The sequence below is a fragment of the Pseudomonas sp. Leaf15 genome (assembly GCF_001421425.1).
In the GTDB taxonomy this organism is placed as follows: Bacteria; Pseudomonadota; Gammaproteobacteria; order Pseudomonadales; family Pseudomonadaceae; genus Aquipseudomonas; species Aquipseudomonas salomonii.
Window position 1 is genome coordinate 164872 of record NZ_LMKI01000023.1, and the last position, 22357, is coordinate 187228.

Annotated in this window: 15 protein-coding genes; 13 read left to right on the plus strand and 2 right to left on the minus strand. The window is 62.0% G+C overall.

The annotated features are described in order from the left end of the window. The first annotated feature begins 72 nt into the window (after positions 1-72). From ASE80_RS17045 to ASE80_RS17090, 10 genes are all read left to right on the plus strand, one after another. Entirely contained in the window at positions 73-1437 is a 1365-nt protein-coding gene (locus tag ASE80_RS17045; protein WP_056859961.1) for an APC family permease, read from the plus strand. 9 nt (positions 1438-1446) lie between these two features. Further along, positions 1447-2550, plus strand: a complete 1104-nt coding sequence (locus tag ASE80_RS17050; RefSeq protein WP_056859962.1) for a DmpA family aminopeptidase — start codon at positions 1447-1449, stop codon at positions 2548-2550. Positions 2551-2918: 368 nt separating this feature from the next. Then, the gene (locus tag ASE80_RS17055; RefSeq protein ID WP_056859963.1) at positions 2919-4367 is read left to right on the plus strand and encodes a serralysin family metalloprotease; all 1449 of its coding nucleotides are present in this window, start codon (positions 2919-2921) and stop codon (positions 4365-4367) included. Between the two features lie 49 nt (positions 4368-4416). Further along, positions 4417-4785, plus strand: coding sequence for an AprI/Inh family metalloprotease inhibitor (locus ASE80_RS17060; protein WP_056859964.1), 369 nt, complete (start codon positions 4417-4419; stop codon positions 4783-4785). Between the two features lie 103 nt (positions 4786-4888). Then, complete coding sequence (locus ASE80_RS17065) at positions 4889-6646, plus strand: type I secretion system permease/ATPase (protein ID WP_056859965.1); 1758 nt, start codon at positions 4889-4891, stop codon at positions 6644-6646. Next, entirely contained in the window at positions 6643-7956 is a 1314-nt protein-coding gene (locus ASE80_RS17070) for an HlyD family type I secretion periplasmic adaptor subunit (protein WP_056859966.1), read from the plus strand. The genes ASE80_RS17065 and ASE80_RS17070 overlap by 4 nt, the downstream gene beginning before the upstream one ends. Before the next feature lie 2 nt (positions 7957-7958). Then, positions 7959-9293 carry a TolC family outer membrane protein gene (locus ASE80_RS17075; RefSeq protein WP_056859967.1) on the plus strand — a complete coding sequence of 445 codons (1335 nt, stop codon included), beginning with the start codon at positions 7959-7961 and terminating at the stop codon, positions 9291-9293. 30 nt (positions 9294-9323) lie between these two features. Next, positions 9324-12281, plus strand: coding sequence for an autotransporter serine peptidase EprS (eprS, locus tag ASE80_RS17080; protein ID WP_056859968.1), 2958 nt, complete (start codon positions 9324-9326; stop codon positions 12279-12281). A 169-nt stretch (positions 12282-12450) separates the two neighbouring features. Beyond that, positions 12451-15558, plus strand: a complete 3108-nt coding sequence (locus ASE80_RS17085; RefSeq protein ID WP_056859969.1) for an autotransporter outer membrane beta-barrel domain-containing protein — start codon at positions 12451-12453, stop codon at positions 15556-15558. Between the two features lie 215 nt (positions 15559-15773). Continuing rightward, complete coding sequence (locus ASE80_RS17090; protein ID WP_056859970.1) at positions 15774-17204, plus strand: polyurethane esterase; 1431 nt, start codon at positions 15774-15776, stop codon at positions 17202-17204. On the opposite strand, the gene ASE80_RS17095 is transcribed toward ASE80_RS17090, so the two are convergent. Next, positions 17205-17468, minus strand: coding sequence for a hypothetical protein (locus tag ASE80_RS17095; RefSeq protein WP_236708844.1), 264 nt, complete (start codon positions 17466-17468; stop codon positions 17205-17207). A 198-nt stretch (positions 17469-17666) separates the two neighbouring features. Here ASE80_RS17095 and ASE80_RS31130 point away from each other — a divergent pair, with 198 nt between their 5' ends. Continuing rightward, positions 17667-17828: a hypothetical protein gene (locus ASE80_RS31130; protein ID WP_164488402.1), complete on the plus strand. Its 162-nt coding sequence runs from the start codon at positions 17667-17669 to the stop codon at positions 17826-17828. Positions 17829-17998: 170 nt separating this feature from the next. On the opposite strand, the gene ASE80_RS17100 is transcribed toward ASE80_RS31130, so the two are convergent. Continuing rightward, the gene (locus ASE80_RS17100) at positions 17999-18223 is read right to left on the minus strand and encodes a YgdI/YgdR family lipoprotein (protein ID WP_017135598.1); all 225 of its coding nucleotides are present in this window, start codon (positions 18221-18223) and stop codon (positions 17999-18001) included. A 200-nt stretch (positions 18224-18423) separates the two neighbouring features. Here ASE80_RS17100 and ASE80_RS17105 point away from each other — a divergent pair, with 200 nt between their 5' ends. Both ASE80_RS17105 and ASE80_RS17110 read left to right on the plus strand, forming a co-directional pair. Continuing rightward, complete coding sequence (locus ASE80_RS17105; protein ID WP_056859972.1) at positions 18424-20067, plus strand: VRR-NUC domain-containing protein; 1644 nt, start codon at positions 18424-18426, stop codon at positions 20065-20067. Beyond that, positions 20064-22322 (plus strand): ATP-dependent DNA helicase, encoded by a 2259-nt coding sequence (locus tag ASE80_RS17110; protein WP_056859973.1) that lies wholly within the window; start codon positions 20064-20066, stop codon positions 22320-22322. The genes ASE80_RS17105 and ASE80_RS17110 overlap by 4 nt, the downstream gene beginning before the upstream one ends. Positions 22323-22357 lie beyond the last annotated feature (35 nt).

Below are 22357 nucleotides of genomic sequence, written 5' to 3' on the forward strand. Positions count from 1 at the left end.
AAACATATCTCGCAAGCGCCTGACTTTTTTCGTTTCTGCCTCCTACCAAAAACAACGATAGAGGATAACGATATGAGTGCTTCCCCCGCGCCAGACGGCGTGCTCAAGCCAACCCTGAGTGTGTTCGATGTGGTAGCCATCACGGTTTCGGCAGTCACGCCGGCCAGCTCGGTATTCGTGATTGCACCCTTTGCCATCCAGCAGGCGGGCAGTGGTGTGTTCCTGGCGTTTGTGATGGCCGCCTTGCTCGCGCTGATGTTCGCCTTCTGTTACGCCGAACTCGGTCGCGCCCATAACAGCGCCGGTGGTGAATATGTGTATGCCAAACGAGTGTTTGGCGGCATGGCCGGTTACGCGACATTTCTTACGGTGTTGGTGATGCTGTTGTTTATCCCGCCGGTACTGGCCACCGGCGCCGCGACGTACCTGAATAATGCACTGGGCACAACATTCGATTCGCAAACCGTGGCCCTGGTCATCGTGGTGTGCAGCTACGCCCTGGGTATCCTCAATATCAAGCTCAATGCCTGGATTACCGGCACGTGCCTGCTGCTGGAAGTGGCGGCCTTGCTGGTGATCGTGTTTATCGGCTTTGGCAACCCGGCGCAGCCGGCCAGCGTGCTGTTCCAGCCGCAGATCGTCGAAAACGGCGTGCTGCACCTGGCGCCCTGGGCGTTGGTGATCGGCGCCGTGGGCATCGGCCTGTTCTCGTTCAATGGCTATGGTCCGGCGGTATTGCTGGCCGAAGACATGAAGTGCGGTGGCAAAGGCGTACACAAGGCGGTGCTGTGGTCGCTGGGGCTGGTGGTGGTGATCGAACTGGTGCCGATCACGGCGTTGTTGATCGGCGCGCCGTCGCTGAGCGCGATGATCAGCAGCCCCGACCCGATTGGCTATCTGCTGAGCAGCCACGGCAATGAAACCCTGTCACGTCTGGTCAGCGCCGGGATCTTCCTGTCGGTGTTCAACGCGATTGTCGCCATCGTCATCCAGATTGGCCGCGTGGTGTTCAGCAGCGGCCGTGATGCCCTGTGGACGCCGCGTATCAACGCGCTGTTTACACGTATCCACCCGCGCTGGGACTCTCCATGGCTGGCGACATTGTTTCTGGCCATCCCTTCGGCGCTGCTGAGTTTCAGTTCGAACCTGGCGGACCTGACGTCCTTCAGTGTATTGCTGATCATCCTGGTGTACCTGGTGGTGGCGTTGAGCGCGCTGATGAGCCGGGTGCTGCTGCGTGATCGCGAGCATCCGTATCGCATGCCGTTATGGCCGCTGCCGGCAGTGCTGGCGGTACTGGGCGCCGGCTACCTGCTGGTGACCCTGATCGCGGCGGCGTCGGTGCGCGACATCATGATCATCATCGGCTTGTTGGCCTTGTCGGTGATTTTGTATTGCATCAGTGGCCGGACGAGTCCGGCGTATCAGAAATTGTAAGGAGTGGGTATGCGTGCACGTCAATTGGGCATTACGTTGGGGCTGGGCACGCCCGGCGAATTGAATGCCATCACCGATGTTCCCGGCGTCCGCGTGGGCCACGCCACGCTCAAGGCGAGTGTCGACGGCAAACAGGTGCGCACCGGCGTCAGCGTGATCCAGCCGCGCGCCGGGGAGGCACGCCAGCAACCGTGTTTCGCCGGCTACCACGTGCTCAACGGCAACGGCGACGCCACCGGCCTTGAGTGGATCAGCGAAGCGGGGCTGCTGACCACGCCGATCGCCATCACCAACACCCACAGCATCGGGATTGTGCGCGACAGCCTGATCGCCCTGGAGCGCGAGCGCCTGGCGGACCCGGCGGTGTACTGGTGCATGCCGGTGGTGATGGAAACCTACGACGGCCTGCTCAACGATATCTGGGGCCAGCACGTCAAGCCAGAACATGTGCGCCAGGCGCTGGAGGCGGCCGAGGGCGGGCCGGTGCAAGAGGGCGCCGTCGGCGGCGGCACCGGCATGATCTGCCATGAGTTCAAGGGCGGTATCGGCACCGCCTCCCGGCGTGTGCCAGAGGAGCAGGGCGGCTGGACCGTCGGTGTGCTGGTGCAGGCCAACCATGGCAAGCGCCAGGAGCTGCGCGTGGATGGCTACCCGGTGGGGCGCCAGTTGATGGACATACCCTCGCCGTTCGCCGAGCGCGGCACGCCGGGCATGGGTTCGATCGTGGTCATCATCGCCACCGATGCGCCGTTGTTGCCCCATCAATGCCAGCGCCTGGCGCAACGCGCGTCCATCGGTATCGCGCGCACCGGCGGCGGCACCGAGGATTCCAGTGGCGACCTGTTCCTGGCCTTCGCCACCGGTAATCACGGGTTGCCACCGGCAGATTACGGGCGCAAGGACCTGGCACTCAGCAGCGTGTTGCGCATGGTCAACAACGACCATATTTCGCCGTTGTTCAGTGCCGCTGCAGAGGCGGTGGAGGAGGCGATCATCAACGCGATCCTGGCGGGCGAGGACATGACCACTGAAGACGGCGTCACGGTGCCCGGACTTGCCGACGAAGTATTAATCGGCGCGTTAAACAAGTGCGGTTGGAGCCTGCCCCGGTAATGGGGGACATGCACTTTAATAGTGCCGGTGGTGGCTCTTTAATATTGAACTATGACACCGTGTCAATATATTGGATCCATTATTCCAGAGGGCCGCTCATCAAGAGCGGCTTTACCGCTATTTAATATTTAAATAACACTCGGCGGCGATTTGCGACGCAAGCGCAATTACCCCCAATAAACGCTGTGTGCGACTTCCTTAAGTTGAATCTACGTCACATTTTTGTTGCTGAAATATGTGTAGACGAAAGATTTCAAGTTGTGTCAGTTTCGATACGCCTTCAAAAGAGGCGAGTGATAGGACGATCCTCGCCCGCGAGGTTCCTATCGAACAAAGACTGATGCACTTGCAAACAAGGAAGTACGTTTATGTCAAAAGTAAAAGACAAAGCTATTGTATCTGCCGCGCAAGCCAGCACTGCTTACTCGCAAATCGATAGCTTCAGCCATCTTTATGACCGTGGCGGTAACCTCACGGTCAACGGCAAGCCCTCGTTCACCGTGGACCAGGCCGCCGACCACCTGCTGCGCGAGAACGCTGCGTATCGGGACATTGATGGCAACGGCAAGATCGATCTCACCTACACCTTCCTGACCTCGGCTTCCTCGGCCACCATGAACAAACATGGCATCTCCGGGTTCAGCCAGTTCAACACCCAGCAGAAAGCACAGGCCGTACTTGCCATGCAATCCTGGGCGGATGTGGCCAAGGTCACCTTCACCGAGAAAGCCTCGGGCGGTGACTTCCACATGACCTTCGGCAACTACAGCAGCGGCCAGGACGGCGCAGCGGCCTTCGCTTACCTGCCTGGCACCAATGCCAAGTACAACGAGAGCGGGCTGGACGGTACCTCCTGGTACCTGACCAACAACAGCTACACGCCGAACAAGACGCCGGACCTGAATAACTATGGCCGGCAGACCCTGACCCACGAGATCGGCCACACCCTGGGCCTGGATCACCCTGGCGACTACAACGCCGGGACCGGCAACCCTTCCTACAAAGACGCGGACTATGGACAGGACACGCGTGGCTACAGCGTCATGAGTTACTGGAGTGAGAGCAACACCAACCAGAACTTCAGTAAAGGCGGGGTCGAAGCCTATTCGTCCGGCCCGCTGATCGACGACATTGCCGCGATCCAGAAGCTCTACGGCGCTAACTACGCCACCCGCGCCGGCGACACCACCTACGGTTTCAACTCCAACACCGGGCGTGACTTCCTCAGCGCCACCTCCAATGCCGACAAGCTGGTGTTCTCGGTATGGGACGGTGGCGGCAACGACACCCTGGACTTCTCCGGTTTCACCCAAAACCAGAAGATCAACCTCAATGAGGCCTCGTTCTCCGACGTTGGCGGCCTGGTAGGCAACGTGTCCATCGCCAAGGGCGTCACCATCGAGAACGCGTTCGGCGGTTCGGGCAATGACCTGATCATCGGCAACAACGCCGTCAACGTGATCAAGGGCGGTGCCGGCAACGACATCATCTACGGCGGTGGCGGTGCGGACCAACTGTGGGGCGGCGCCGGCAATGACACCTTCGTGTACGGTGCCAGTTCCGACTCCAAGCCGGGTGCGGCGGACAAGATCTTTGACTTCACCTCCGGTTCGGACAAGATCGACCTGTCCGGCATCACCAAAGGTGCAGGCTTGAGCTACGTCAATGCATTCACCGGGCATGCCGGCGATGCTGTACTGAGCTATGCCTCGGGTACCAATCTGGGCACCTTGGCGGTGGACTTCTCCGGGCACGGCGTGGCGGATTTCCTCGTCACCACCGTCGGCCAGGCAGTCGCCAGCGACATCGTAGCTTGATGTAAAGCGCGCGGCGCCCCGGCGCCGCGCGCTCAGGATGGAGCAGCAGATGCCGCGTTTTTCTCATTTGATCGCCTGTGCTTCACAGGTGTTGTTCGTTTCGGCAGGAGCCCACGTCATGGCGAGCAGTCTTGTTTTACCCACCACCGCGCAACTGGCCGGCCATTGGGAGTTGAAGCAGCAGGATCAGGTGTGCGCACTCGATCTGTTGGACCAGCCCAATGCCCTGGCCGGTGATGTCGCCTGCGCCGAACGTTGGCTGGGGGATAAACCGATGACCTGGTCGCCGACCCCGGACGGTATCTGGCTGTTTAACACCGAGGGCAGCGGGATTATTCATCTGAACCGCGAAAACGACGGTGAATACAAAGGGCATACAGCTTCAATAGCGGAAGTTGTGCTGCAACGAACACCTTAATTAAAGCGTTATAAGCTTATAACTAGAGATTAATAGTTGGCCACCCCACTTCAGGGCTGGGGCAACTATTGCGCGTCATTTGCTTTGGGGAAGAACAGATACTATGGCGAAGTCCCACGTGGTTGCGCCTTTATTCAGGGCGCTGGGTGAATACAAGAGCATTTTGATCAGCATCGGTTGCTTTACCGCCTTGATTAACCTGTTGATGCTGGTGCCGTCGATTTACATGCTGCAAGTGTATGACCGTGTGTTGTCCTCCCAGAATGAAACCACCCTGGTGATGTTGACGCTGATGGTCGTGGGCTTCTTTGTCTTTATCGGCACCCTGGAAGTGTTGCGCAGTTTTGTCGTGATTCGCATCGGCAGCCAGTTGGAACGGCGCTTCAACTTGCGTGTGTACAAAGCCGCATTTGAACGCAACCTGCAACGCGGCCAGGGGCACGCCGGGCAGTCGCTGGGCGATTTGACCGTGATCCGCCAATTCATCACCGGGCCGGCGCTGTTCGCGTTCTTTGATGCGCCATGGTTTCCCATCTACCTGTTTGTGATTTTCCTCTTCAACGTGTGGCTGGGCGTGTTGGCCACGGCAGGCGCTGTGCTGCTGATCGCGCTGGCGTGCCTGAATGAATACCTGACCAAAAAGCCCCTGGGCGAGGCGGGGGCTTTTTCCCAGCAGTCGACCCAACTGGCCACCAGCCACCTGCACAACGCCGAGACCATCCAGGCCATGGGCATGCTCGGCGCGTTGCGCAAGCGCTGGTTCGCGGTGCATTCGCAGTTCCTCGGGTTTCAGAACAAGGCCAGCGACACCGGTTCGGTGATGACCTCGCTGAGTAAATCCCTGCGTCTGTGCCTGCAATCCCTGGTGCTGGGCCTGGGCGCCTTCCTGGTGATCAAGGGCGAGATGACGGCCGGGATGATGATCGCCGGGTCCATTCTGATGGGCCGTGTGCTCAGCCCCATCGACCAATTGATTGCGGTGTGGAAGCAGTGGAGCTCGGCCAAGCTGGCTTACCAGCGCCTTGATGACCTGCTGCGCGAGTTTCCACCCGAAGCCGAGCCCATGACCTTGCCGGCGCCCAAGGGCCAAGTGAGTTTTGAGCAGGTCAGCGCTGGCCCGCCCGGGCGGCGTGTGGCGACGTTGCAGCAGGTCAGTTTCAGCCTCGGCGCCGGTGAAGTGCTGGGCGTGCTCGGCGCCTCGGGCTCGGGCAAATCGACCCTGGCCCGCGTGCTGGTTGGCGTGTGGCCTACCCTGGCCGGCACCGTGCGCCTGGACGGTGCGGATATCCATCGCTGGAACCGCGACGACCTCGGCCCGCATATCGGCTACCTGCCCCAGGACATCGAGTTGTTCAGCGGCAGCATCGCCGACAACATTGCGCGCTTTTGTGACGCCGACCCGGAGCGGGTGGTGAAAGCCGCGCAACAGGCCGGTGTGCATGAGTTGATCCTGCGTCTGCCCCAAGGCTACGACACCGTGCTGGGCGACAACGGTGGCGGCCTCTCCGGTGGCCAGAAGCAGCGGGTGGCCCTGGCGCGTGCGCTGTACGGCGCGCCACGTTTGATCGTGCTGGATGAACCCAACTCCAACCTCGACACCGTGGGCGAGGCCGCCTTGGCCAGCGCCATCGTGCAGATGAAAGCCCAGGGCAGCAGCGTGGTGCTGGTCACCCACCGCTCCTCGGCGTTGGCCCAGGCCGACAAGTTGCTGGTGCTCAGCGAAGGCCAATTGCAGGCCTTCGGCCCCAGCCAGGAAGTGCTGCGCGCGTTGTCGGGCCAGCAACAGCAGGAAGCGCCACGGGAAAAGGCCGGTGTGAGCCTTAGCCGTCAGTACCAGACCGGAAGGAATCCAGGCGCATGAGCAGCCTTACAGTTGAGCCCCGTTTTAAAGAGCGTGATGCCGGTTTTTTCGTGAAGATGGGCTGGTTGCTGACGGTTGTCGGCGCCGGCGGGTTTTTCCTCTGGGCCAGCCTCGCGCCCTTGGACCAGGGTATCCCGGTGCAAGGCACGGTGGTGGTCTCGGGCAAGCGCAAGGCCGTGCAAACCTTCAGCCCCGGCGTGGTCAGCCGCATCCTGGTCAAGGAGGGCGAACTGGTCAAACAGGGCCAGCCGCTGTTTCGCCTCGACCAGACCCAGAACCAGGCCGACGTGCAATCGCTGCAAGCCCAGTACCGCATGGCCTGGGCCAGCGTCGCGCGCTGGCAGAGCGAGCGTGACAACCAGGCCGCGATTACCTTTCCTGCTGAGCTGAGCGCCAACCCCGATCCGGCTTTGGCGTTGGTGCTGGAGGGCCAGCGCCAATTGTTCAGCAGCCGCCGCGAAGCCTTTGCCCGCGAGCAGGCCGGAATCCGCGCCAATATCGATGGCGCCACCTCGCAACTGAGTGGCATGCGCCGCGCGCGCACCGACCTGTCCGCCCAGGCGCAATCGCTGCGTGATCAATTGGCCAACCTGCAACCCCTGGCCGACAACGGTTATATCCCGCGCAACCGCTTGCTGGACTACCAGCGCCAACTGTCCCAGGTGCAGCAGGACCTGGCCCAAAACAGCGGCGAAAGTGGCCGAGTGGAGCAGGGCATTCTCGAATCGCGCCTCAAGTTGCAGCAGCACAGCGAGGAATATCAGAAAGAAGTGCGCAGCCAGTTGGCCGACGCGCAACTGCGCAGCCTGACCCTGGAGCAGCAGCTGACCTCGGCGGGTTTTGATTTGCAGCACAGCGAAATCAATGCGCCGGCCGATGGCATTGCGGTCAACCTCAGTGTGCACACCGAGGGCGCCGTGGTGCGCGCCGGTGAAACCCTGCTGGAGATCGTGCCCCAGGGCACACGCCTGGAAGTGGAAGGGCGCCTGCCGGTGAATCTGGTCGATAAAGTAGGCACCCACCTGCCGGTCGATATCCTCTTCACTGCGTTCAACCAAAGCCGCACCCCGCGCGTGCCGGGCGAAGTCAGCCTGATCTCGGCCGACCAGATGCTCGATGAAAAGACCGGCCAGCCTTACTACGTGCTGCGCACCACGGTCAGCGAGGCGGCATTGGAAAAACTCCACGGCCTGGTGATCAAGCCGGGCATGCCCGCCGAGATGTTTGTACGCACCGGCGAACGTTCGCTGCTCAATTACCTGTTCAAGCCGCTGCTCGATCGCGCCGGTTCTGCGTTGACTGAGGAATGAGCATGCGCGTTGTGTTCATCACCTTATTGTTGAGCTGCACCAGTGCCCACGCCGCCATGGGCCCGTTTGATGTGTACGAGCAGGCATTGCGTAACGATCCGGTGTTTCTCGGCGCCATCAAGGAGCGTGACGCCGGCCTGGAAAACCGCACCATCGGCCGCGCCGGGCTGTTGCCGCGCCTGTCGTACAACTACAACAAGGGCCGCAACAATTCCGAAGCGCACCTGCCGGACGGGCGCGGCGGCAGTTACCGCGACGACCGCAACTACAACAGCTATGGCTCGACCTTCAGCCTGCAACAGCCGTTGTTCGACTACGAAGCCTACGCCAACTACCGCAAGGGCGTGGCCCAGGCGCTGTTTGCCGATGAAAGCTTTCGCGACAAGAGCCAGGCGTTGCTGGTGCGGGTGCTGAGCTATTACACCCAGGCGCTGTTTGCCCAGGACCAGATCGACATCGCGCGCGCCAAGAAAAAGGCCTACGAGCAGCAGTTCCAGCAGAACCAGCACCTGTTCCAGCAGGGCGAAGGCACACGCACCGACATTCTCGAAGCCGAGTCGCGCTATGAGCTGGCCACCGCCGAAGAGATCCAGGCGCTGGATGAGCAGGACGCGTCGTTGCGCGAGCTGGGGGCGTTGATCGGCGTGCAAAGCGTCGACATCCACGACCTGGCGCCGCTGAACCAGAGCTTTGCCGCCTTCACCCTGACCCCGGCCAACTACGACACCTGGCATGAACTGGCGCTGAGCAATAACCCCACGCTGGCGTCGCAACGCCAAGCCGTGGAAGTCGCGCGTTATGAAGTGGAGCGCAACCGCGCCGGGCATTTGCCCAAGATCACCGCGTATGCCAGCTCGCGCAAACAGGAGTCCGACAGCGGCAACACTTACAACCAGCGCTACGACACCAACACCATCGGCGTTGAAGTCAGCCTGCCGTTGTATGCCGGTGGTGGCATCTCTGCCTCCACCCGTCAGGCCAGCCGTGGCATGGAACAGGCCGAGTACGAGCTGGAAGGCAAGACCCGTGAAACCCTGATCGAACTGCGCCGCCAGTTCAGTGCGTGCCTGTCGGGCGTGAGCAAATTGCGCGCGTACCAAAAGGCGCTGACCTCGGCCGAGGCGCTGGTGGTGTCGACCAAGCAAAGCATCCTCGGCGGCGAACGAGTCAACCTCGACGCGCTGAACGCCGAGCAACAGCTGTACAGCACCCGTCGCGACCTGGCGCAGGCGCGTTACGACTACCTGATGGCCTGGACCAAATTGCACTACTACGCGGGCAACTTGCGCGACACCGACCTGGCGAAAGTCGATGAGGCTTTCGGCCCGGTGAAATGAGCATCCATAAGAAGAATAAGGAGGGGTTAGATGATCACCCATTCACCACGTTTCAAACCGTTTACCGCAGGCTCGTTACTCCTGTTGTCCGTTGCGGCACAGGCGGCCTACACCGAAACCGGCCAAGCGGGTAACCCGGCGAGTTGGCGCTCCGCCGAATTCCAGAGCGACTGGGGCCTGGGGCGCATGAAGGCCGATGAAGCCTACGCAGCCGGCATCACCGGCAACGGGGTCAAAGTCGGCGCGCTGGACTCGGGCTTTGACCCCAACCACCCCGAAGCTTCAAAAGACCGCTACCACGCGGTCAGCGCCAGCGGCACGTATGTGGATGGCAGCGCGTTCAGCACCACCGGCGCACTCAACCCCAACAACGACTCCCACGGCACCCATGTCACCGGCACCATGGGCGCGGCCCGTGATGGCGTGGGCATGCACGGCGTGGCGTATAACGCACAAATTTACGTGGGCAATACCAACGCCAACGACAGCTTCCTGTTTGGCCCGACCCCGGACCCCAAGTATTTCAAGGCGGTGTACACCGCGCTGGTGGATTCCGGCGTGCGCGCCATCAACAACAGCTGGGGCAGCCAGCCCAAGGATGTCAGCTACCAGACCCTCGGCGACCTGCATGCGGCCTATGCCCAGCATTACAACCGGGGCACCTGGCTGGATGCCGCAGCGGACGTGGCCAAAGCCGGTGTAATCAATGTGTTCAGCGCCGGCAACAGCGGTTATGCGAATGCCAGCGTGCGCTCGGCCTTGCCGTATTTCCAGCCGGAACTGGAAGGCCATTGGCTGGCAGTGTCCGGCCTGGATAAGGCCAATAACCAGAAATACAACAAGTGCGGGATTGCCAAATACTGGTGCATCTCCACGCCCGGCGCGCTGATCAACAGCACCATTCCCGACGGCGGTTATGGGGTCAAATCCGGCACCTCGATGTCGGCACCCCATGCCACCGGCGCGCTGGCGCTGGTGATGGAGCGCTACCCGTACATGACCAATGAGCAGGCGTTGCAGGTGCTGTTGACCACCGCCACGCAGCTCGACGGTTCGATCACCCAGGCGCCCAACACCACTGTGGGCTGGGGCGTGCCGGACCTCGGCCGGGCCATGCACGGGCCCGGGCAATTGCTTGGCAGCATGAACGTCAACCTCGCGGCCGGGCAGGGCGATGTGTGGAGCAACGGCATCTCGGATCAGGCCCTGGTCCAGCGCCAGGCCGAAGACCGCGCCGAGCACAGCGCGTGGCAGCAAACCCTGATCGACAAGGGCTGGCAGAACGGCGTGGGCGCGAATGCCAGCCAGCAGGACCAGACCGATTACGCCGTTGGCACTGCCCGTGATCAGGCAGCCGCCAACCGCGTGTACGAGGGCAGCCTGATCAAATCCGGCGCCGGCAGCCTGGTGCTCAGCGGCGACAGCACGTATCGCGGTGCAACCAGCGTCAATGGCGGCCTGCTGGCGGTCAACGGTTCGCTGACCTCGGCGGTGACGGTCAACAACAGCGGCACCCTCGGCGGTTCCGGGCGCATCGGCGCCTTGAGCGTCAACAGCGGCGGCACCGTGGCACCGGGCAATTCCGTGGGCACCTTGCAGGTGGCCGGTGATGTGAACCTGGGCGCGGGCTCCACCTATGCGGTGGAACTGACGCCCACCAGCAGCGACCGCATCGTCGCAGGCGGCAAAGCCGTGCTGGGCGGCGGCACCGTGACACTGGCGCTGGAAAACAGCCCGACACTGCTCAGCCAGAGCCAAGTGCAAAGCCTGATCGGCCGCCAGTACAGCATCCTGCAGGCGGCGGGCGGCATTCAGGGCCAGTTTGGCCAGGTGTTGCCCAATTACCTGTTCCTCGGCGGTACCCTCGATTACGCCGCCAACGGCGTGCAGTTGGACGTGGGGCGCAACAACGCTGCGTTCGCCAGCGTTGCCGCCACGCGCAACCAGCGCAATGTCGCGGCGGCAGCCGAGCAACTGGGCGCCGGCAACCCGGTGTATGAAAGCCTGTTGCAGTCGGACTCGGTGGCCACGGCCCGCCAGGGCTTGCAGCAACTGTCAGGTGAGATCTACCCGGCGATTGGCGCGATGCTGATCAACAACAGCCTGCAACTGCGCGATGCCGTGGGCGAACGCCTGCGCCATGTGCCGGTGAACGGCGAAAGCAACCTGTGGCTCAAGGCCCTTGGCGCCTGGGGCAAGACCGACAGCCGCAGCGAAACGGCTGGCTCGAACACCTCGATTGGCGGTTTGCTCGCCGGTGTGGACGGCGCTCTGGACGAGCAGACCCGCGTAGGTGTGGTGGCTGGCTACAGCGACAGCTCGTTGAATATGGGCAGCGGCACGCATTCATCGGCGTCCATCGACAGTTACCACTTCGGCGCGTATGCCGGGCGTGAACTGGGTGACTGGCGCGTCAGCGTGGGCGGCGCCTACAGCTGGCACCGCGGCGACGTAAAGCGTGACCTGCAATACGGCGCAGTCAGCGGCAAGCAAAAGACCAAGCTGGATGCCCGCACGGCGCAGTTGTTCACTGAAGCTGCCTACCGTATTCACCTGCAACCGCTGGCGCTGGAGCCGTTCGCCAACCTGGCCTATGTGCACCTGGACAGCGATTCCTTTCATGAAAAAGGCGCTGCGGCGGCGCTGGAGCGTGGCAGCGATCGGCGCGATGCGGTGCTCAGCACCCTCGGCGTGCGGGCCTTGAAAACCCTGGCTCTGAACGACCATCAGCAGCTGGAGCTGTCCGGCTCGCTTGGGTGGCAGCACAGCCTGACGGCGGTGGAATCCGAAGAACACTTGGCGTTTGTCGCCGGCGGGCCGTCGTTTGCCGTGCGCAGTTCGCCCTTGCTGCGTGATGCCGCGCTGGTTGGTGTGCAGGCCAGCCTGGCGCTGAGCAAGGCCACGCGGGTCAACCTGGATTACAACGGCCAATTGGGTGGGAGCGCGAAAACCCAAGGCGTGGGCCTGAGCCTCAACTGGCAGTTCTAAAAACACCGCAGCGATGATCGTTCCCACGCTCCGCGTGGGCATGCCTCGTGTGACGCTCTGCGTCACGCTTTGGACGCAGAGCGTCCTGGGCTGCATTCCCACGCGGAGCGTGGGAACGATCGGGTTGGATTTCCAAAAAAGTGCAATAAGAAAACTAAGGAAGGTCACCGTGAACAAACGCAAACCAGGGTTAATGATCGCCACTCACACAGGCCCGGGCTACCCGCTCAAGGCTTTGAGCTGCGTGCCATACGGCGCGTTGCTGTGCTGCCTGGCAAGTCTGGGGACCGCCCAGGCCGCACCCTATGTGGAAACCGGCAAACTGGGCGACGCCGCCAGTTGGCGCAGCAACGAGTTCAAGGCTGACTGGGGCCTGGGCGCCATCCACTCGGACACCGCGTATGCCGCCGGCTACACCGGCAAAGGCGTCAAACTGGGCATCTTTGACCAGCCGGTGTATGCGCAGCACCCGGAGTTCGCCAGCCCCAACAAGGTGGTGACGATTGTCACCGAAGGCATCCGCCAATACACCGACCCGTATATTCCGGTAAAGGCCGGCGATGCGTTCCGCTATGACGGCACGCCGTCCAAGGACTCCAACGGCAAGCTGGGTAACCACGGCACCCACGTCGGCGGGATTGCCGCCGGTAACCGTGACGGCGGGCCGATGCACGGCGTGGCGTTCAATGCGCAAATCCTCAGCGCCGAAAACGGCGACCCGGGCCCGGAAGACGGGATTATCCTCGGTAACGACGGCGCGGTGTACAAGGCCGGCTGGGATGGGCTGGTGGCCAGCGGCGCACGCATCATCAACAACAGCTGGGGCATCGGCATTGGCGATCAATACGCCAAGGGCGGCCGCGATCCGGCGTTCCCCAACTTCACGGTCAATGAAGCCCAGGCGCAGTTCAACAATATCCGGCCGATCCTCGGCACCATCGCCGGCGGTGCCTACCAAGGCGCAATCGATGCCGCCCGCAGCGGCGTGCTGACCATCTTTGCTGCCGGTAACGACTACAACCGTAACAACCCGGATGCGATGTCGGGCCTGGCGTACTTCGTGCCGGAGATCGCGCCGAACTGGCTGTCGGTAGCGGCCTTGCAGCAAAACCCGGACACCGCGAGTGCCAACCCGTATGTGATCAGCACCTTCTCGTCGCGCTGTGGTTATGCGGCAAGCTTCTGTGTGTCGGCGCCCGGCACCAAGATCTTCAGTTCGATCATCAACGGCACCGACCTGAGCAACCTGACCAGCGACTGGGCCAACAAAAACGGCACCTCCATGGCGGCGCCCCATGTGGCCGGCGCAGCGGCGGTGCTGATGGAGCGCTTCCCCTACATGAGCGGCGAGCAGGTCGCCACGGTGCTTAAAACCACCGCCACCGACCTTGGCGCACCGGGCATCGACGCGCTGTATGGCTGGGGCATGATCAACCTGGGCAAAGCCGTCAACGGGCCAGGGATGTTCGTCACGGCCGAGGATATTCCTGCCGAGTTCCGTATCGACGGCGCCTATGGCAGCAGCCAGTTTGTCGCCGACCTGCCAGGCATCGGTGCGGTGGTGGATGCCGGTAAACCGACTCAGCGTCTGTGCACCGACGTGCATTGCGGCCTGGATGTGTGGAGCAATGCCATTTCCGGCCATGGCGGCCTGACCAAGCAAGGCATCGGCACGCTGGTGCTGAGCGGCACCAACACCTACAGCGGGCCGACCCTGGTCAACCAGGGATTGCTGGCGATTAATGGTTCGGTCACTTCCGACGTTACCGTAAGCCAGACCGGTGTGCTCGGAGGCTCGGGCCGTATCGGCTCGTTGACCGCCAAAAGCGGCGGCACCGTGGCGCCGGGTAACTCCATCGGCACCTTGAATGTGGCGGGCAACGTGACCTTTGATGCGGGTTCGACCTACGCGGTGGAGCTGTCGCCCACCAGCAGCGACCGCATCGTTGCCGGCGGCACCGCCACGCTCAATGGCGGCACCGTGACCCTGGCGCTGGAAAACAGCCCGACACTGTTGACTAACGCCCAGGCACAAAGCCTGATCGGCCGCCAGTACAACATTCTGCAAGCCGCAGGCGGGGTGACCGGCAGCTTCGGCGCAGTGCTGCCGAACTACCTGTTTATCGGCGGCACCCTCAACTATGCCGCCAACGGCGTGCAGCTGGACGTGGCGCGCACCAACAGCTTCGCCAGTGTGGCGGTCACGCCGAACCAGCGGGCGGTCGCGGCGGCGGCGGACCAGTTGGGCGCCGGCAATGCGGTGTATGAAAGCCTGTTGCTGGCGCCGAATGCGGCCTCGGCCCAGGGCGCGTTCCAGCAGCTCTCCGGTGAAATCTACCCGGCGCTGCAAAGTGCATTGATCAACGACAGCCGTTACGTGCGCGAAGCCGTGGGCGAACGCCTGCGCCATGGCGAGATGGGCGCCAGCAGCGACACCCTCGACAGCCGTGGCAACGTGTGGGTCAAGGCCTTGGGCGCATGGGGCAAGACCGACAGCCGCAGCGACACCGCGGGCTACACCACGTCGCTGGGCGGCATGCTCGCCGGTGTGGATGGCGTGTTGGATGAGTCGACGCGTATCGGTTTGGTCGCCGGCTACAGCGACACCTCGTTGAACATGGGCAACGACACCCACTCCCGTGCCTCGGTCGACAGCTACCACTTCGGTGCCTATGCCGGGCATGAGATCGGTGCCCTGCGCCTGAGCGGTGGGGCGACCTACAGCTGGCACCGCGGCGATGTAAAGCGTGACCTGCAATACGGCGATGTGGCCGGCAAGCAGAAGGTCAAAGTCGACGCGAGCAGCACTCAGGTGTTCGGTGAAGCGGCCTATCGCGTCAACCTGCAACCGCTGGCCCTGGAGCCGTTCGCCAACCTGGCCTATGTGCATCTGAACACTGATGGGTTCACCGAAAAGGGTGACGCCGCCGCGCTCAAAGGCCACGACGATACGCGCGATGTGGTGCTGAGCACCCTGGGCGTGCGCGCCTTGAAGACCTTCAATGTGAATGATCACCAGCAACTGGAAGTGTCCGGCACCCTGGGCTGGCAGCACAACCTGAGCAGCATCGATTCCGAGCGACACCTGGCGTTTGCCTCGGGCGGCCCGGCGTTCGCAGTGGAAAGTGCGCCGATGGTGCGTGATGCGGCGTTGGTGGGTGCGCGGGTCAGCCTGGCGGTGAGCAAGGATGCGCGGGTGAACTTTGACTACAACGGCCTGCTGGCCAGCAAGGACAAGGTCCACGGGGTGGGGTTGAGCCTCGACTGGGCGTTCTAAAGGGGGACGACACTTCTTAAAGTGAGTACCGGGTTTATGTGGGAGCGGGCTTGCTCGCGAATGCGGTGGTTCAGCCAATGAATCTGTTAACTGATACACCGCTTTCGCGAGCAAGCCCGCTCCCACATTTGGATCGCGGGAGATCAGATAGAGCTGCTCCATAGCCACACGTGTTTTCGCTTTCTCTACAAATCCAACAACAGAGAGGCACTACCATGGGTATCTTTGACTATAAAAACCTCGGCACCGAGGGCTCCAAAACGCTGTTCGCCGATGCCATGGCGATCACGCTGTATTCCTACCACAACCTGGATAACGGCTTTGCCGTGGGTTACCAGCACAATGGCCTGGGGCTTGGCTTGCCGGCCACGCTGGTGGGTGCGCTGCTGGGCAGCACGGATTCACAAGGTGTGATTCCCGGCATTCCCTGGAACCCCGACTCGGAAAAAGCCGCGCTTGCAGCGGTGCAAAAAGCCGGCTGGACGCCCATCAGCGCCAGTGCCCTGGGCTATGGCGGCAAGGTCGATGCGCGCGGCACTTTCTTTGGCGAAAAGGCCGGCTACACCACGGCCCAGGTCGAGGTGCTGGGCAAGTACGATGACGCCGGCAAACTGCTCGAAATCGGCATCGGCTTTCGAGGCACCTCGGGGCCACGGGAAAGCCTGATCACCGACTCCATCGGCGACGTGATCAGCGACCTGCTGGCGGCCTTTGGCCCCAAGGATTATGCCAAGAACTACGCGGGCGAAGCCTTTGGCGGCTTGCTCAAAAATGTCGCCGACTATGCCGGCGCCCATGGCCTGAGCGGCAAGGACGTGGTGGTCAGCGGCCACAGCCTGGGCGGCCTGGCGGTCAACAGCATGGCGGATTTAAGCAACAACAAATGGTCGGGGTTCTACAAGGACGCCAACTACGTGGCCTATGCCTCACCGACCCAGAGCGCGGGCGATAAAGTGTTGAACATCGGCTACGAAAACGACCCGGTGTTCCGCGCGCTTGACGGCTCATCCTTCAACCTGTCGTCCCTGGGCGTGCACGACAAACCCCACGAGTCGACCACCGACAATATCGTCAGCTTCAACGACCACTACGCCTCGACGTTGTGGAATATCCTGCCGTTTTCGATCGTCAACCTGCCGACCTGGGTCTCGCATTTGCCCACCGGCTATGGCGACGGCATGACGCGCATCCTCGAGTCCGGCTTCTACGACCAGATGACCCGCGACTCCACGGTGATCGTCGCCAACCTGTCCGACCCGGCGCGGGCCACCACCTGGGTGCAGGACCTCAACCGCAATGCCGAACCCCACAAGGGCAACACCTTCATCATCGGCAGCCACGGCAATGACCTGATTCAGGGCGGCAAGGGCGCAGACTTTATCGAAGGCGGCAAAGGCAATGACACGATCCGCGACAACAGTGGGCATAACACCTTCCTGTTCAGCGGCCATTTTGGCAATGATCGGGTGATCGGCTACCAAACCACGGACAAGCTGGTGTTCCAGAACGTGGAAGGCAGCACCGACCTGCGTGATCATGCCAAAGTGGTCGGCGCTGACACGGTGCTGACCTTTGGCGCCGACTCGGTGACCCTGGTCGGCGTCGGGCACGGCGGCCTGTGGGCGGACGGCGTCAGCATCGGCTGATCAATGCCAATTGTGCCCCCGCCAGCCGCCACCGTAGTACGGCCGGTGGGGGTAGCCGTAGCCGTAGCTGTAAACATGATGTGGATAGTAGTAAGGCCGAGGGGCGTAACCCCAGTGCCCGTAATAAACCGGCGGCGGCGGGGGAGCGACTACGATGACCCGCGGCGGCTGACGGATGATAAGGGTGTCGGCAAACGTCGGTGCACTGGCCAGGGCCGCCAGGCTCAGGGGGATGAGTAACAGCGCGCGTATCGTCCGGGACATGAGTGCCATGGCCGTCTTTCTCCGTTCTACCGCCTTCGAAGATGAAGGCGGCTTATCGGTTAAACGCCAGGTTGGTGAAAATCCTTCGGTAAATAAATCTTCATCGATCAACGGCGCAGCGCTGCGACGGGTTGGGCGGGCCTCACACGTTTAATCACTCGTCGCGAGCTGTTTCGCGCGTCATGTGAGGAACCGAGCATGTCCCGACTTCGATTGCTGCTGTGCGCCCTGGTATTGCTGGGCCTGGGCGGGTGTGCGGTGTACCCGGCCTATCCCGGCCCATGCTGCTACCGGCCGTACTACCACTCGTACTATTACCATCCCTACTATCACCCTTATTACCACCCGTACTACCGCTAACTGATCGTTCCCACGCTCTGCGTGGGAATGCCTCTTGTGACGCTCTGCGTCACGCTTTGGGACGCGGAGCGTCCTGGGCTGCATTCCCACGCGGAGCGTGGGAACGATCAAATCAAGCAGGCAAGAAAAAGCCCCGCATTGCGGGGCTTTTTATGTTCAGGCGATTGCTTTCACTTTTCGCTGCGTACCGTGGCAACGTCATCAGCCTTGATGCGGATGTGCTTGCCGGCGATGTCGGTGAATTCATAGAACCCATCGGCTGTCTTGGTCTTGGGGGTGTCCTTGGTCAAATACTGCGTGCCATTTTGCAATGTCACTACGGTTTGCGTGGAGCAACCGGCCATCAGCAGAAAAGTGAGTGCAACCAGCGGCAGACCCAAATTCTTCATGTTCATTACCCTTACCTTTAACCCTGAAAAGTCCTGCTGAAAAGTCCCGGGCCTAAGGCCTCGAGCCACAAATGTTACGTCATCAACTGTCCTATCTGATCACTTTTATACAAAAAGTTGCGTGGGCCATTTATCTATTACTGATTGCAACAGCCCGCCACTGGCGGCACTCTGTATGCATAACCAGTATTTGATCAGTGCGCGACATGGCCAACCCCCTCGACGATCCCCTGTATTACCTGCATAACTTCCGCCAAGTACTGCTGTGGCTGGGGCAGCGCTATGCCGATTTGCTCGACCCGGACGAAATGCAGTTTATTCAGCAATTTGACAGGTTGCCGCAGCCGTCCCAGGCGTTATTGGTGCGCATGGTGATGCGCAAAGGTGTGCATTTTCGCGGGAGCAAGCTCAATTACCTGGAAATCGGCTGCACCCACACGGCCGCGCTGGCACTGGTGCAGCAGGGCTGGGTCGAAAACCTGAGCCCGTTGAGTGTTGAAGAGCTGTTCGCGCTGCTGCAAAAAAGCGAAATCCTCGCCGCCTTCGCGCCATGGATTGACCAACCCAAAGGCAAGAAGGCCGACTGGCTGGAAGGGCTGGCGGCGCAGTTCACTGAGTCACGCAGCTTTGCCCAGTGGTGCCCCGAACTGAACGACACGCTCTACAGCCTCACCGTGATGGACCTGTGCGACCGCCTGCGGCTGATGTTCTTCGGCAACCTGCACCAGGACTGGTCAGAGTTTGTGCTGGCGGACCTGGGTATCTACACCTACGAAAAAGTCGAGTTCTGCGCCGAATCCCGTGGCCTGCGTAGCCGTGACGATGTGCACGGTTTTCTGTTCCTGCACCAATGCCAGCAAGCCTTCGAAGCCGGGCAGGCGCTGGACGAGGTACTGGCGCAGATCGTGCTGCTGGCCACCGACAACCCCTGGCTGGAAAAACGCCGGGCTAAATTGCTGTTCCAGATCGGCCAGTATTGCGAGCGCAGTGCCGAGCTGGAATTGGCGGCGCAGATCTACCGTGATTGCGCCTATCCCGGTGCGCGCTCGCGCTTGATTCGCGTGCTCGAACGCCAGGAGGATTACGCGCAAGCCATGGCCCTGGCGTGTGCGGCACAACAAGCACCGCAAAGCGCTGCCGAACAGCAACACCTGCTGCGCGTGCTGCCACGCCTGCGGCGCAAGCTCGGCGAGCCGGCGCTGCCCAAGGTCAAGCCGCGTGAGGTCACGCGCCTGGACCTGGCACTGGTGCAGGCGCCGCTGATGTCGGTGGAATCCTGCGTGCAGGCGCATCTGAGTGAGCCCGATGCGCCGGTGCATTACGTCGAAAACGGGTTGATCAACTCGCTGTTCGGGCTGTTGTGCTGGGAGGCGATTTTTGCGCCGCTGCCGGGGTCGTTTTTCCACCCGTTCCAGCGCGGGCCGGTGGACCTGCACAGCGAGGACTTTCACCAACGTCGCGCAGCGTTGTTCGCCGCCTGCTTCGAACAGCTCACGGATGAGCGTTACAAAACCACTATCCGCCAGCGCTACGTGGACAAATGGGGCATCCAGTCGCCATTCGTGTTCTGGAACCTGCTCAGTGAAGAGCTGCTGGAGCAAGCCCTGACGTGCTTGCCCGCCGACCACCTGCGCTACTGGTTTGAACGCCTGCTGCTGGATATACGCGCCAACCGCGCCGGCATGCCGGACCTGATCCAGTTCTGGCCGGCGCAAAAGAGCTACCGCATGATCGAGGTCAAGGGCCCCGGCGACCGCCTGCAGGACAACCAACTGCGCTGGCTGGAGTTCTGCGGCGAGTACCAGATGCCCGTCACCGTCTGTTATGTGCGCTGGGCGCAAACCGCTTGAGCTACAACGTTGCGGTGCGCGCGCTGTGCGAGTTCACGGCCAAGGTCGGCGACCTGGACCTGCGCTTTACGCCGTCGCCCAGCGCCCAGGAAGGCATTATCGGCCATCGTACGGTCGCCTCGCGGCGCAGCGCCCATTACCAGAATGAAGTGGCCCTGGAAGGCGAGTACCAGCAGCTCAAGGTGCGGGGCAGGGCAGACGGCTACGACCCCGACAGCAATCGCCTGGAAGAAGTCAAAACCTATCGCGGCGACCTCGAGGCCCAACCCGCCAACCATCGGCAATTGCATTGGGCGCAGGTCAAGGTGTACGGCTGGCTGATGTGCCACAAGCTTGGCCTGCAAGCGATCGACCTGGCGCTGGTGTACTTCGATATTGTCGGCGAAGGCGAAACCTTGCTGAACCAGCGCTTTCAAGCGGCCGACCTTGAGCAGTTCTTCAACCAGCAATGTGCGCTGTTCCTCGGCTGGGCCCACCAGGAAATGCAGCACCGCGAGGCGCGCAACCACGCCGCCCAGGCGTTGGCGTTTCCCCATGCCGCGTTTCGCACTGGCCAGCGTGCATTGGCCGAGTCGGTGTACAAGGCCGTCAGCACCGGCCGCTGCCTGATGGCCCAGGCGCCCACCGGGATTGGCAAGACCGTCGGCACGATCTTTCCGCTGCTCAAGGCGTTGGCGCCGCAGCAGCTGGACAAGGTGTTTTTTCTCACCGCCAAGACCCCCGGCCGCAAGCTGGCCCTCGACGCCGCGCACGTGCTCTACACCAGCAGCCCCGACTTGCCGTTGCGGGTGCTTGAACTGGTGGCGCGCGACAAGGCCTGCGAGCACCTGGACAAAGCCTGCCACGGGGATTCCTGCCCGTTGGCCAAGGGCTTTTATGATCGCTTGCTGGCGGCACGCGTGGCGGCGTCCAAGGTGCGCCTGCTGGACCAGCGCAACCTGCGCGAGGTGGCCTTGGCCCATGAGGTGTGCCCGTATTACCTGAGCCAGGAAATGGCGCGCTGGGCCGACCTGGTGGTCGCCGACTACAACTACTATTTCGACTTCGGCGCCATGCTGTTCGGCCTGGCCCAGTTGAACCAATGGCGCGCCGCCGTGCTGGTGGACGAGGCCCACAACCTGGTGGAGCGCGCCCGCTCGATGTACAGCGCCAGCCTCGACCAGTACAGCCTCAAGACCCTGCGCGACAGCGCGCCGGAGCCTCTGAAAAAGCCTTTGCAGCGCCTGAATCGCGAATGGAACGCCCTGCACAAGGACCAGCTCGCACCGTACCAGGCTTACGCCGGTAAACCCGACAAATTGCTCCAGACCCTGAGCCTGTGCAGCAGCGCCATGGGCGATTATTTCAACGACCACCCCGAAGCCCTCAGCGGCGACCTGCAAGCCTTCTATTTCGAGGCGCTGCAGTTTGCCAAGGTGGCGGAGCTGTTCAATGAACACTTCATCTTCGATATCAGCAAGCGCCAGTTCGGCAAGCACAGCGCCTCGACGCTGTGCCTGCGTAACGTGGTGCCCGCCGAATTCATCCGCCCCAGGCTGACCGCCGCCCGCAGCAGTGTGCTGTTCTCCGCGACCTTAAGCCCACGCCACTATTACGCCGACTTGCTCGGCTTGCCTGGGGATACCGCGTGGATCGATGTGGAGTCGCCGTTCCAGGCCGAGCAACTGCAGGTGCGTATTATTGATGCCATCTCCACGCGTTTTGTGCATCGCCAAGCCTCCCTGGCGCCGATTGTCGAGTTGATTGCCGAGCAGTTTGCCAGGCAGCCGGGCAACTACCTGGCGTTTTTCTCAAGTTTTGATTACCTGCAACAGGTGGCGCAGTTGATGGCCGAGCGGCATCCGCAGATTGCGCTGTGGTTGCAGTCACGCGGCATGGCCGAGGCCGAGCGCCAGGGGTTTCTGGACCAGTTCACCCAGCACAGCCAAGGCATCGGCTTTGCCGTGCTGGGCGGCGCGTTTGGCGAAGGCATCGATTTGCCCGGCACGCGCTTGATCGGCGCATTTATCGCCACACTGGGCTTGCCGCAGCTCAACCCGGTCAACGAGCAGATGAAAGCGCGCATGGGCGCGATTTTCGGCGCGGGTTATGACTACACCTATTTGTATCCCGGCATTCAAAAGGTCGTGCAGGCGGCAGGGCGAGTGATCCGCAGCCAGCAGGACCGGGGCGTGGTGATGTTGATCGATGACCGCTTTGGCGAGGCGCGTGTGCGGCAGTTGTTGCCGCGCTGGTGGGCGGTGGAAGGGATGTAACGGCTGGAACATTAGTTCAGGCCGAACTCGGTGAA